This window comes from Azoarcus olearius, assembly GCF_001682385.1.
GTDB classification, from domain to species: Bacteria; Pseudomonadota; Gammaproteobacteria; order Burkholderiales; family Rhodocyclaceae; genus Azoarcus; species Azoarcus olearius.
Genome location: NZ_CP016210.1, coordinates 3639074 through 3651459, shown reverse-complemented (window position 1 = coordinate 3651459; position 12386 = coordinate 3639074). Strand labels below are relative to the sequence as shown.

General features: G+C 64.4%; 12 protein-coding genes. 1 reads left to right on the top strand and 11 read right to left on the bottom strand.

Going from position 1 to position 12386, the window contains the following annotated elements; genetic code table 11:
- Positions 1–66: 66 nt before the first annotated feature.
- The 11 genes from dqs_RS16670 to dqs_RS16620 all read right to left on the bottom strand — a co-directional run bounded on the left by dqs_RS16670 (position 67) and on the right by dqs_RS16620 (position 10969).
- Positions 67–492 carry an Hsp20/alpha crystallin family protein gene (locus dqs_RS16670; RefSeq protein ID WP_011766966.1) on the bottom strand — a complete coding sequence of 142 codons (426 nt, stop codon included), beginning with the start codon at positions 490–492 and terminating at the stop codon, positions 67–69.
- A gap of 149 nt (positions 493–641) precedes the next feature.
- Complete coding sequence (locus dqs_RS16665; RefSeq protein WP_084018614.1) at positions 642–1097, bottom strand: barstar family protein; 456 nt, start codon at positions 1095–1097, stop codon at positions 642–644.
- Positions 1094–1459 (bottom strand): guanyl-specific ribonuclease, encoded by a 366-nt coding sequence (locus dqs_RS16660; protein ID WP_065341184.1) that lies wholly within the window; start codon positions 1457–1459, stop codon positions 1094–1096. Before dqs_RS16660 ends, dqs_RS16665 begins: the two co-directional genes overlap by 4 nt.
- Before the next feature lie 16 nt (positions 1460–1475).
- A complete protein-coding gene (locus tag dqs_RS16655) occupies positions 1476–3128 on the bottom strand; it encodes a tetratricopeptide repeat-containing response regulator (RefSeq protein WP_011766963.1) in 1653 nt (550 codons plus the stop codon).
- A 140-nt stretch (positions 3129–3268) separates the two neighbouring features.
- Positions 3269–5068, bottom strand: a complete 1800-nt coding sequence (gene aspS / locus dqs_RS16650; RefSeq protein ID WP_011766962.1) for an aspartate--tRNA ligase — start codon at positions 5066–5068, stop codon at positions 3269–3271.
- 55 nt (positions 5069–5123) lie between these two features.
- Positions 5124–5750, bottom strand: coding sequence for a DUF502 domain-containing protein (locus tag dqs_RS16645; protein ID WP_011766961.1), 627 nt, complete (start codon positions 5748–5750; stop codon positions 5124–5126).
- A 12-nt stretch (positions 5751–5762) separates the two neighbouring features.
- The gene (locus dqs_RS16640) at positions 5763–6023 is read right to left on the bottom strand and encodes an FmdB family zinc ribbon protein (protein ID WP_011766960.1); all 261 of its coding nucleotides are present in this window, start codon (positions 6021–6023) and stop codon (positions 5763–5765) included.
- Positions 6024–6170: 147 nt separating this feature from the next.
- Entirely contained in the window at positions 6171–7022 is an 852-nt protein-coding gene (locus tag dqs_RS16635; protein WP_011766959.1) for a prepilin peptidase, read from the bottom strand.
- A gap of 45 nt (positions 7023–7067) precedes the next feature.
- A complete protein-coding gene (locus tag dqs_RS16630; protein ID WP_065341183.1) occupies positions 7068–8303 on the bottom strand; it encodes a type II secretion system F family protein in 1236 nt (411 codons plus the stop codon).
- Between the two features lie 19 nt (positions 8304–8322).
- The gene (gene pilB, locus dqs_RS16625) at positions 8323–10041 is read right to left on the bottom strand and encodes a type IV-A pilus assembly ATPase PilB (protein WP_065341182.1); all 1719 of its coding nucleotides are present in this window, start codon (positions 10039–10041) and stop codon (positions 8323–8325) included.
- Between the two features lie 103 nt (positions 10042–10144).
- Positions 10145–10969 (bottom strand): cytochrome C assembly family protein, encoded by an 825-nt coding sequence (locus tag dqs_RS16620; RefSeq protein ID WP_011766956.1) that lies wholly within the window; start codon positions 10967–10969, stop codon positions 10145–10147.
- Between the two features lie 52 nt (positions 10970–11021).
- Between dqs_RS16620 and ffh the strand changes: the two genes are divergently transcribed.
- Positions 11022–12380, top strand: a complete 1359-nt coding sequence (gene ffh, locus dqs_RS16615) for a signal recognition particle protein (RefSeq protein WP_011766955.1) — start codon at positions 11022–11024, stop codon at positions 12378–12380.
- The last annotated feature ends 6 nt before the right edge of the window (positions 12381–12386 follow it).

Below are 12386 nucleotides of genomic sequence, written 5' to 3'. Positions count from 1 at the left end.
AAACAAAAAGCGGAAGGCCCGGGAGCCTTCCGCCTGTTTTGCGCGCCGCCGCGGTGCTGTCGGCGATCAGGAGATCGTCAGCCGCTTCGCCTGCGCCTCGGCCTTTTTGGGTAGCGAGAGTTCGAGCACGCCGTCGTTGAACTTGGCGCTCGCGCGGCCTTCGTCGATGTCCTGGCCGAGCTGGAAGCTGCGCGACACCTTGCCAAAGTAGCGTTCGGTCCGCAGTACGCGCTCGCCGTCCTTGACCTCGTTCTCCTGCTTGCGCTCGGCACTGATCGAAACGACCGGACCGTCGATATGGACGTGAATATCCTCCTTCTTCATGCCGGGCAGTTCGGCATGGACGTCATAACCGTCGGCGGTTTCCTTGACATCGACCCGCATCTGCGGCGCATCGCTGTTCATCGCGGTGTTGCCGCCGAATTCGACAGGGCGCACGAAGAAGCCGCGGAAAAAGTCCTCCAGGGGATCACGACGCATCAGGTTGCTCATTTGTCATCTCCTCGTTCAGCTTGAGTCGGGCTGTCTGGCCTCAACTCGAATATAGGATCGAGGCGGACCATTTCAAGGGGCCGGACTGCCCGTAGTGGACGGGCAAACCGATGAGGCGGGTATGACCGGCACGGGCTGACGAGAACGGATCAGCGCGCTTGTACCTTGCCTTCCACCGGCGGGTTGCCGAGGTCAAGGAAGACCCAGAACGGCACCGCATCCTGCGCCCAGCCGCGGCTGGCATCGCGCAGGATGTCGAGCAGCGTGTCGAGCGTTTCCGGCGAACGGGTGCGAAGGCCACTGCCCCCTTGCGCCAGCAGCAGGTAACCCGGGCGTTGGAGCCAGGACAGGTCGGCGAGGCAGTCGGACAGCGCGTCCCAGTTGTGGCCGAACCAGTCGGGCAGGGCGAACGCGGTCTCGAAGGCGCGCAGTACCTCGGCCTTGTCGGCACAGGCGGCGAGGTCGATCTCGGCCGTGTGAAAGCCGAGCTGTAGCGCGGCCGCCTTCAGGTTGGCGGCAGTGCCGGGCGGGAGCGGGCGTACGCCGGCACGGGCGGGGCTGGCGAGCAGGGCGGGGAGCGTGTCGTGCGCGGGCGCGGGCGTCATGGTGCCGGTTCGATCCGTCTGAAGCTGCGGTAGTGGTCCTCGGTGTAGTAGTACACCGCGGGTGGGTCGCCCCCGGTCACGATGCGCCGCGCGCCGCGGTCGCGGGAGCCGGGCGTGGGCACCGTGAACTCCCGGTAGTAGCCCCGCGGTTGGGCAGGCAGGCGTCCCTCGCGGTTCTGGAACACGGTTCCGTCCTTGCGGTAGGGGTAAGGTCCGCCACGGGCGATCAATTGCAGCGTGGCGACCGCTTCGGGCGGCAGCGCATTGCCGCGGGCCTCGCTGTCCGCGTAGCAGCCCGCGAGCGCGAGCGCGATGGCGAGCGCGGCGACGATGCGCTGGAACAGGGCGGTCGTGCGAGTCATCAGGTTCAGCGTGAGGTCAGGCGCGGGCGCGGCGCGCCGCTTCTTGCGTGGCGTCGGGGCGAATGCCGTAATGTTCGATCAGCGTGTGCATGAAGTCGGCGATTGCCGCGAGTTTGGGGTAGCCCGGAGCAAGCTTGGTGGCGCGGGCGATGAGGTTGCGGGCCTGAGCGGCAAAGCGCTCGTTCCAGCCGCGGTGTTCGATATGCCGCAGCAGCGCGAGAGCGGCGTTGAACAGCACGTGCGGATTTCCGGGCATTTTCCGCGCCGCGTTCATCATTTCGCTCACGGCACCGTCGTAGTCGCCGGCGCGGGCCTTTTCGGCGCCGGTGGCGACCAGGCTTTTCACTTCTGCCTGGATGCGCTGCTCGATCTGTTGCGACAGCTCCGCCAGGCCCCGCGACTTCAGTACCGCGCGGGTGGATTCCAGCGTGCGCTCGTCGCCGGCGTTGCGCAGGATGTCGAGCGCGACCTCGCTCGCCGCCTTGCCGAGGTTGTTGTCCACGCAGGCCTTGACCAACTCCTGCTTCAGCGCCACCGATAGCTCGCTGCTGCCAGCGCTGCTCTGGGCGAGCGCAAGCAGCGCTTCCTGCGCGCGCGGGATGTCGCCCTGGCGGGCGCACAGCAGGGCTGTGGAGAGCGATCGGCACAGCACCGCCTTGGGCTGGCGGCCCATGCTTTTGTCGAGGTCGGCGATCGTCGCCACCGCGTCATCCAGCTTGCCTTGCGACAATTGGGACTGAACCAGCCTGACGTGGTCTTCCGGATCGCGAAAGTCCGAATATTTGCCCTTGCGCACGACTTCGGCCATGACTGCCTCGGCCGAACTGGCGTCGCCCAGCTGCAGCGATACCGCGCCGAGATGGCGCAGGCGCGCGAGCCGGTGGGGCGAGCGCGCTGTAGCGGCCTGCAACGCGACGCGGGCAAGTTCCACCTGGCCGGTTTCCTCGCGCAGGCGGGCGAGCAGATCGTAGGCGTCGATATAGTTTTCGTTGTCGGCGATGAGCGCGTCGAGGATGTCGGCCGCGTCGTCGTGGCGCTTGCGCTGGATCAGGATGCGCGCGAGGCCGAGCCGGGCCCACGGGATCGCGCGCGACTCGAGGATCTGGCGGTAGAGCGTCTCGGCCTGTTCGACGTGACCGAGCGCGGCATGCAGTTCCGCTTCGAGGCGGAGGAAGTCGATGATGTATTGCGGGTGAGTGTCCTCGGCCTGCTTGCAGTAATCGATTGCGCCCACGGTGTCGCCGATCTCCATGAGCCGCCAGATCGGCAGGAAGGCGTCGCGCTTCTCGACGGCGCGCAGCAGCCGCACGCGCAGGGTTTCGGAGGTCAGTGGCTTCAGGATGTAGTCGTTGGGGGCGAGTTCTGCCGCGCTCACGACGCGCTCGTAGTTGCGCTCGCCGGTGATCATGATGAACAGCGTCGCCAGCGGGATGATCTCGTTGCTGCGCAGATCCTCCAGCAGATGCTGTCCGTCCTGGCCTTCGCCCAGGTGGTATTCGCACAGGACGAGGTCGTAGCGTTGCTCCCGCAGGCGACGTACCGCCATCCCTGCCGAAACGGCAAAGCTCACATCCTCGATGCCGGCCGAGCTGAGCATGGTGCGCAACTGCGTGCGCATGGTGGGTTGGCTTTCGATGACCAGTACGCGGAGTCTGTCGAGGGTGGCCATGATGGTAGGTCGCAGAGGGCGGATTTGATCCAGCTTACGGCAAGCGGGGCGGAATCCTGAAGCGTTCGGAGGCGATCAAAAAACAAAAGGCGGGACTCTCGTCACCGCCTTCCAGTTCCGGAATGATCCGACATGCAGCGTCAGGCCTTGCCGACTTCCACCTGGGTTTCCACCTTCTGGCGCAGGCGGATGTGCAATTCGCGCAGTTGCTTCTCGTCGACTTCGCCCGGCGCATTGGTCAGCAGGCACTGGGCGCGCTGGGTCTTGGGGAAGGCGATGACGTCGCGGATGGACTCGGCGCCGGCCATCATCGTGACCACGCGGTCGAGACCGAAGGCGAGGCCGCCGTGCGGCGGCGCGCCGAACTTGAGTGCGTCGAGCAGGAAGCCGAACTTGACCTGCTGCTCTTCGGCGCCGATGTTGAGCGCCTCGAACACCGTGGCCTGAACGTCGGCGCGGTGGATACGCACCGAGCCGCCGCCGATTTCCCAGCCGTTGAGCGCGAGGTCGTAGGCCTTGGCGAGGCACTCGCCCGGGTTGGTCTTGAGCAGTTCGACGTGCTCGTCCTTGGGGCTGGTGAAGGGGTGGTGACAGGCGGTCCAGCGCTTGTCGTCCTCGTCGTACTCGAACATCGGGAAGTCGACCACCCACAGCGGACGCCAGGCGTCGCCGGTGACATAACCCTTTTCGTGGCCCAGCTTGATGCGCAGCGCGCCGATGGCGTCATTCACCACCTTGGCCTTGTCGGCGCCGAAGAAGATCAGGTCGCCGGACTGGGCGCCGGTACGCTCGATCACGCCACGCAGCGCCGCTTCGGACAGGTTCTTGACGATGGGCGACTGCAGGCCGGTCTCGTTGGGCTGGCTGGCGTCGTTGACCTTGATGTAGGCCAGGCCCTTGGCACCGTAGATGCCGACGAACTTGGTGTATTCGTCAATCTCGCCGCGGGTCAGGGTGGCACCGCCCGGCACGCGCATCGCGGCGACACGGCCGCCCGAATTGGCCGGGCCGGAGAAGACCTTGAAGGCCACGTCCTTCATCAGGTCGGTGACTTCGGTCAGTTCCAGGGTGACGCGCAGATCGGGCTTGTCAGAGCCGTAGCGGCGCATCGCCTCGGCGTAGGTCATGCGCGGGAAGGGCGAGGGCAGGTCGACGCCGAGCGATTCCTTGAACACGAAGCGGATCATCTCCTCCATCAGGGCGGTGATCTCGGTTTCGTTGAGGAAGGAGGTCTCGATATCGACCTGGGTGAATTCCGGCTGGCGGTCGGCGCGCAGATCCTCGTCGCGGAAGCACTTGGTGATCTGGTAGTAGCGGTCGAAGCCGGCCACCATCAGCAGCTGCTTGAAGAGCTGCGGCGACTGCGGCAGTGCGAAGAACTGGCCCGGATGCACCCGCGACGGCACCAGGTAGTCGCGCGCGCCTTCCGGCGTGCTCTTGGTGAGCATCGGCGTTTCGACGTCGATGAAGCCGGCGCCGTCGAGGAAGCGGCGGAAGGCCATCGCCACCTTGTAGCGCAGCATCAGGTTCTTCTGCATCTGCGGGCGGCGCAGGTCGATGACGCGGTTGGTCAGGCGGACGGTTTCCGACAGGTTCTCGTCGTCGAGCTGGAACGGGGGCGTGGCCGAGGTGTTGAGCACCTCGATCTCGTGGCACAGCACTTCGATTTCGCCGGAGGTGAGGTTGGCGTTTTCGGTGCCGGCCGGGCGGCGGCGCACCTTGCCGGTCATCTTGAGCACGAACTCGTTGCGCACCGATTCGGCGGTCTTGAACATTTCCGCGCGATCCGGATCGCACACCACCTGAACGAGACCTTCACGGTCGCGCAGGTCGATGAAGATCACCCCGCCGTGGTCGCGGCGGCGATGCACCCAGCCGCACAGGGTGACGATCTGGTCGAGGTGGGCGGCGGTGACTTGGCCGCAGTATTGAGTTCGCATGATGAAGATTCCAGCTGTTCGGCTACGGCCCCGGACGGGCCGCAGCGGGACGGGTCTAGTCGTTGAGGAGAGCGGGGCGCTCGACGGGTTTGCGCACGGGTGGCGCGACGACCCCCATCGAGATGATGTACTTGAGGGCTTCGTCCACGCTCATGTCGAGTTCGATGACGTCTGCAGACGGCATCATCAGGAAGAAGCCGGAAGTCGGGTTGGGCGTGGTCGGCACATAAACGCTGACGTAATCGCCCTGCAGGTGATGGGCGGCATCGCCCCCCGGTTTGCCGGTGAGGAAGGCAATGGTCCACGAACCCTGGCGGGGGTATTGCACCAGCAACGCCTTGCGGAAGGCCTGGCCGCTGCTGGAGAACAGCGTGTCGGAAACCTGCTTGACGCTGTAGTAGATCGACTTCACCACCGGGATGCGGGCGAGGATGGCTTCCCACATCTGCACCAGCTTCTGGCCCAGCACGTTGGCCGCGATCAGGCCGGTGACCAGCAGGATCAGGATGCTGAGCAGGACACCGATGCCGGGGATGTTGATGCCGAACACCGACTGCGGTTGCATGCCGTTCGGCAGCCACAGCAGGATCTGGTCGAGGGTGTTGATGATCCAGGCCAGCACCATGAAGGTGATGGCCAGCGGAATCCAGATCAGCAGGCCGGTGATGAAGTACTTCTTCACTGAGCGCGTCCGTCAGGACGGGTGGCAGGCGCAGCTGCCGCCGCAACCGGCGGGCGGGGTGCTTTCGCTGGCGGCCGGCTTGGCGCTACTGCCACCCTTGAAGTCGGTGGCGTACCAGCCGCTACCCTTCAGCTGGAAGCCCGCAGCGGACAGCAACTTGGTATAGCTCTCCTTGCCGCAGGATGGGCAGGTGGAAAGCGGGGCATCGCTCATCTTCTGCAGGTGGTCCTTCTGGAACCCGCAGCTTTCGCAACGATATTCGTAAATGGGCATGACGACCTCCGGCAAGGCAAGTGCGCAAGTCTAACGCAACGCAGCATCGGGAAAAAGCAAGCGCCGGGCCGGCAGTGATGCAGCCGCGGCTCGACGCGGATATGTGGGCGCCGTGCTGGAAAATCAAGACCCCAGGCGCTGGGCGTATCAGAACTGGCCGAGATAGCGCGCGGTGATCTGCTCGCCCCACAACAAGGCGAGGATGCCCGCGGCGGCGAGATAGGGCCCGAATGGAATCGGAACGTTGCGGCCATGGCGGGCGAACAGGATGAGGCTGATGCCGACCGCCGCGCCGACCAGCGAGGACAGCAGGATGGTGAGCGGCAGCACTTGCCAGCCCAGCCACGCGCCGATTGCTGCCAGCAGCTTGAAGTCGCCGTAACCCATTCCCTCCTTGCCGGTGACGAGTTTGAATAGCCAGTAAACCGACCATAGCGACAAGTAACCCAGCATCGCACCGACGACGGCGGCGCTGAGCGGCACATAGGTGGAAGCAAGATTGAACGCGAGGCCGAGCCACAGCAGCGGGAGTGTGATCTGGTCCGGCAGCAGTTGTGTGTCGAGATCGATGAAGGCCAGTGCGATCATTGACCACAGGAAGATCAGGCCGCCGACGGCGGCCAAGCCCGGGCCGAAATGCCACGCGACGTAGGCGGACGCGACAGCGGAGAACGTCTCGATGAGCGGGTAGCGCTTTCCGATCGGCGCGCTGCAGTGGCGGCAGCGACCGCGCAGCACCAGATAGCTGACCACCGGAATGTTCTCGATCGCGCCAATCAGATGCCCGCAGTGGGGGCAGCGCGAACGCGGTGTCGCGAGGTTGAACGGCTCGCCGGCCTCGGGTTCTTCGCCCCGCAGTTCGGCCGCCTGGGCGTGCCACTCCCGTTCCATCATTCGCGGCAGCCGATGGATCACGACGTTGAGGAAGCTGCCGACAAAGAGGCCGAGAAGGGTCGCGACGGCAGCAAAGGCGACAGGGTCGCGAAGGTATTCAGGCATATGCGTAGGCCAGCGCCGGGCCGGCCTAGGGAAAAGTCGCGACGATCAGACGACCGAGCCGAGTTTGAAGATCGGGAGGTACATGGCGACCACCAGGCCACCGATGACGGTGCCGAGGAAGACCATGATCAGCGGCTCGAGCAACTGGGACAGACCGGCGACCGCGTCATCGACCTCCTGCTCATAGAAGTCCGCCACCTTGCCCAGCATCGAGTCGAGCTGGCCGGACTCTTCACCGATCGACACCATCTGGACCACCATCGTGGGGAACACCGCCGCGTTCTGCATGGAGACCGTAAGGCTGGTACCGGTGCTGACTTCGGTCTGGATCTGTTTGGTGGCGGTCAGATAGACATAGTTGCCAGCGGCACCGCCCACGGAGTCGAGCGCTTCGACCAGAGGTACGCCGGCCGAAAACATCGTGGAGAGCGTTCGCGCCCAGCGCGCGACGGTGGCTTTCCGGATCACGTCGCCGATGACCGGCATCTTGAGTACCAGGCGGTCTACCGCGATCTGCATCGCAGCCGAGCGTTTGTAGATAGACGCGATGCCGAGGACGACACCGATAACCGAGCCGAACAGCAGATACCAGTATTCGGTGAAGAAATCGGACATTGCAATCACGATCAGTGTCGGCGCTGGCAGGTCGGCACCGAAGCTGGTGAACACGTTCTTGAATTCGGGAATGACGAACAGCATCATCACCGACACGACCAGAGCTGCGACAACGACCACCGCGATCGGGTAGAACAACGCCGACTTGATCTTGCCCTTGATGGCCAGAATCTTCTCTTTATAGGTCGCGATCCGGTCAAGCAGGCTGTCGAGGATGCCGGCCTGCTCGCCTGCGCCTACCAGGTTGCAGAACAACTTGTCGAAATACATCGGGTGCTTTGCAAACGCCTGCGACAGGCTGGATCCCGTCTCCACATCGGTACGCACTTCGTTTAGCAGGCGGGCGAGGCTGGGATTGCCGGAGCCTTTGATGCCGATGTCGAACGCCTGCAGCAAGGGCACGCCGGCCTTCATCATCGTTGCCAACTGACGTGTGAACAGTGCGATGTCCTTGTCCTTGATCTTGTGTCCGCGCGACAGCTTCTGTTTGCGGATCTTGACGACCTGGATGCCCTGCCGGCGCAGCGTGGCCTGTACGACGGTATCGCCGGTGGCGCGCATTTCCCCGCGCATTACCTTGCCGGTCTTGTCCTTGCCTTCCCAGCTGTAGAGGTCCTCCTTGGGGCCCGTCGTGGTGCGCTGCGGGGCGCGCGTCGCTGTCGCCATGGGTTGTTTTCCGATTTGCCTATTCGTTGGTGGAGGCGAGCACTTCTTCCAGTGACGTCACGCCCTGCTTGACCTTGAGCAGCCCCGATTGGCGGAGATCCTTCACGCCCTCGCGGCGCGCCTGCTCGGCGATGTCCATCGAGTTGCCGTTGGTCATGATGATGTGGGCGATCTCCTCGGACACCGGCATGACCTGGTAGATGCCGACCCGGCCCTTGTAGCCGCTGCCCTTGCAGCGGTCGCAGCCGACCGGCCCATAGGGTTGCCAGCTGCCGTCCAGATCCTCTTCCTTGTAGCCGGCCTGAAGCAAGGCTTCGATCGGGATATCGACGGGCTTCTTGCAGGTGCACAGGCGGCGCGCGAGCCGTTGCGCGGTGATCATGATGACCGAGGATGCGATGTTGAACGGCGCGACCCCCATGTTGCGCAGGCGTTCGAGCGTGGTGGGGGCGTCGTTGGTGTGCAGCGTGGAGAGCACGAGGTGGCCCGTTTGTGCTGCCTTGACGGAGATTTCAGCGGTTTCGAGGTCGCGGATTTCGCCGACCATGATCACGTCCGGATCTTGCCGCAGGAAGGCGCGCAGCGAGGCGGCGAAGGTGAGGCCCGCCTTCTCGTTGACGTTGACCTGGTTGATGCCGGGCAGATTGATTTCGGCCGGGTCCTCCGCGGTGGAAATATTGACGCCGGCCTTGTTGAGCAGGTTGAGGCAGGTGTATAGCGACACCGTCTTGCCCGAGCCCGTGGGACCCGTGACCAGGATCATGCCGTAAGGACGTTCCACCGCATCCAGCAGCGCCTTCTTTTGTTCGGGCTCGTAACCCAGCGCATCGACGCCGAGCATCGCCGAACTGGGGTCGAGAATACGCATGACGATCTTCTCGCCGTGCAGCGTGGGCAGTGTGGATACGCGGAAGTCGATGGCCTTGGTCTTCGACAGGACGAGCTTCATGCGGCCGTCCTGCGGAATCCGCTTCTCGGAGATGTCGAGGCGCGAGATGACCTTGATCCGCGCCGCGATCTTCTCCTTCAGCACCAGGGGGGGCTGGGCGATCTCGCGCAACACGCCGTCGGTACGGACGCGAATGCGGTAGTACTTTTCATAGGGTTCGAAATGGATGTCGGACGCGCCTTCGTTGATCGCGTCGATCAGCACCTTCTGGATGAACTTGACGACCGGCGCGTCGTCGACTTCAGCGGTGCTGTCCTCGGTAGCCTGCTCGGCGGCGCCATCCTGCTGTAGCAGGTCCATGTCGAACTCGTCGCCACCGGAGAGGTCCTTCAGCGTCTGTTCGGTCGATTCGGCGAGGGTGTCGGCGAGTTTGCAGAGCTTGTCGACCTCGACGACGATGAGGTCGACCTGCATGCCGGTCTGGAACCGGATTTCGTCGAGCACCCGCATGTTCGACGGATCGGCGACCGCGAGGGTGAGGCGGTTCTGACGCTTGCCCAGCGCCACCACCTGGTGCTTGCCCATCAGCTTGCGATCGACCGCGTCGCGGGGAATCGCACCGCGGTCAATGGCGGCGATGTCGAACAGCGGATACCCGAAGGTTTCGGCGGCAAAGCGTGCGATGTCGCGGGCAGTCATCAGGCCGCGTTGCACGATCTCAAGCAGGAAGCTGTTGCTCGACCCTGTACTTTTGGGTGAACAGGAGAGAACGTCGGCTTCGGAAAGCCGACCGTGCTGGATTAGTGCGCGGGCAAGCCCGCTCAGCGCGGCCTGGGGGTTTGCTGCCATGTGCCACTCTTAACTGACTGACATGCGATCTTGCACTTGGCTCCCGGCCTTGTAAAGGGAGCGCGGGCAGCGTGAGAAGCAATCGGACGGGATATCACCATCGTCAGGTGCGGTGAAGCAGAACCTCGATGACGAAGCGGCTGCCGACATAGGCGAGCATCAAGGTCACGAAGCCTGCCAGTGTCCACCGCAGCGCCAGCCGGCCGCGCCAGCCGCGGACCTTCCGGCCGACCAGCAGGGCACCGAACAGCAGCCAGGAAATGAAGGCGAAAACGGTCTTGTGGTCGACTTGGAATGCGCGACCGAACAGGTTCTCGGAGAAGACGATGCCGGACAGCAGCGTGAAGGTGAGCAGAACGAATGCAATGCCGATCAGCCGGAAGAGCAGCGCTTCCATCGTCAGCAGTGGCGGCAGGGTTGCAAGCGCCTTCGAGAAGCGGGCGTCGTGCAATCGGCGCTCGGCGAACGCCATCAGCATTGCGTGCAGCGCCGCCAGAGTAAACAGGCTGTACGCAAGCATCGCGACGATGAAGTGGGCGCGAAAGCCTGGCGTTGCCGCGTTGGCGAGCACGTGCTGGCCGGGAAACAGGGCGGGAATCAGGCTGGCGACCGCGCCGGCGGGCATCGCCAGTGCGTGCAGACCGCCGAGCCGTGTGTAGAGCGTCTCCACCCAGTAAAAGCAGATGGCGAGCCAGACCATCAAGGACAGCGCGACGCCAAAACCGAAGCGCATTTCGTCGCCGGGAAAGAGTGCGCCGCGCAGGGCGAGTCCGTGAACGGCGAGCGCCGCGAGCAGCAGCAGCCGTTCCGGTCGGCTCATGCTCTGGCGGGCCTTCGGGTCGGACGCGCTGAGGCAGCTGCGCCAGAACCAGACACCGAGGCCGGCGTAAAGCGAGGCGGGAAGGAGATGAAGTAGAATCGGGGGCATACGTTGCTGCAGTTTACTCCAAGTCATCCCGGCCCGAAGGCTCCCCGCGAACATGCTCGACAATCTCACTCAGCGCCTTTCCAAGGTCGTTAAGACACTGCGCGGTCAGGCCCGCCTGACCGAGGACAACATCCAGGACGCCATGCGCGAGGTGCGCATGGCGCTTCTCGAGGCCGATGTGGCTTTGCCCGTGGTGAAGGATTTCATTGCCAAGGTCAAGCTCAAGGCCGTCGGGCAGGAGGTGGTGGGGTCGCTGACGCCGGGGCAGGCGCTGGTCGGTGTGGTCCACGACGAACTGAAAGCGCTCATGGGCGGGGCCCATGAAGGCCTGAATCTCGCCACCCAGCCGCCGGCCGTCATCCTGATGGCCGGCTTGCAGGGCGCGGGCAAGACCACGACGACCGGCAAGCTCGCCAAGCATCTGAAGGAGTCGCAGAAGAAGAAGGTGCTGGTCGTCTCCACCGACGTCTATCGCCCTGCCGCCATCGAGCAGCTGAAGGCAGTGGCGGCGCAGGCCGGGGTGGAGTTTTTCCCCTCGCAGGTCGATCAACGCCCGGTCGACATCGCGCTCGGGGCGGTGGATTTCGCGCGCAAGCACCATGTCGACGTGCTGCTGGTGGATACGGCCGGCCGCCTCGCGATCGACGAAGCCATGATGGCGGAAATCCAGGCCCTGCACGCCGCTGTCAAGCCGATCGAGACGCTGTTTGTCGTGGATGCGATGTTGGGCCAGGACGCGGTGAACACCGCCCGCGCCTTCAACGATGCACTCCCGCTGACCGGTGTTGTCCTCACCAAGCTGGATGGTGACGCACGCGGCGGCGCCGCGCTGTCGGTGCGTCACGTGACCGGCAAACCGCTCAAGTTCGCGGGTGTCGGGGAGAAGCTCTCCGGCCTCGAACCTTTCCACCCGGACCGGATGGCCAGCCGCATCCTCGGCATGGGCGACATCTTGGGCCTGGTGGAAGAGGCACGACGCGGGGTCGATGAAGAAAAGGCGAAGGCGTTTGCGCACAAGCTGAAGAGTGGCAAGGGTTTCGACCTCAACGACTTCAAGGATCAGATCGCCCAGATGCGCAAGATGGGCGGCATTTCCTCGCTGCTCGACAAACTGCCGGCGCAGTTCGCGCAGGCCGCCGGCCAGCTGCAGGGTGGCGTGGAGGAAAAGGCGATCGGGCGGATCGAAGGCATCATCAATTCGATGACGCCGCTCGAGCGTGCAAAGCCCGAACTGCTCAAGGCCAGTCGAAAGCGCCGGATTGCGGCCGGCGCGGGGGTGACCGTGCAGGAGGTCAACCGACTGCTCAATCAGTTCGAGCAGACGCAGAAGGTCATGAAGCAGTTCTCCAAGGGCGGGCTGCAGAAGATGATGCGCGGCATGAAGGGCATGCTCCCCGGCATGCCCCGCTAGGACGTC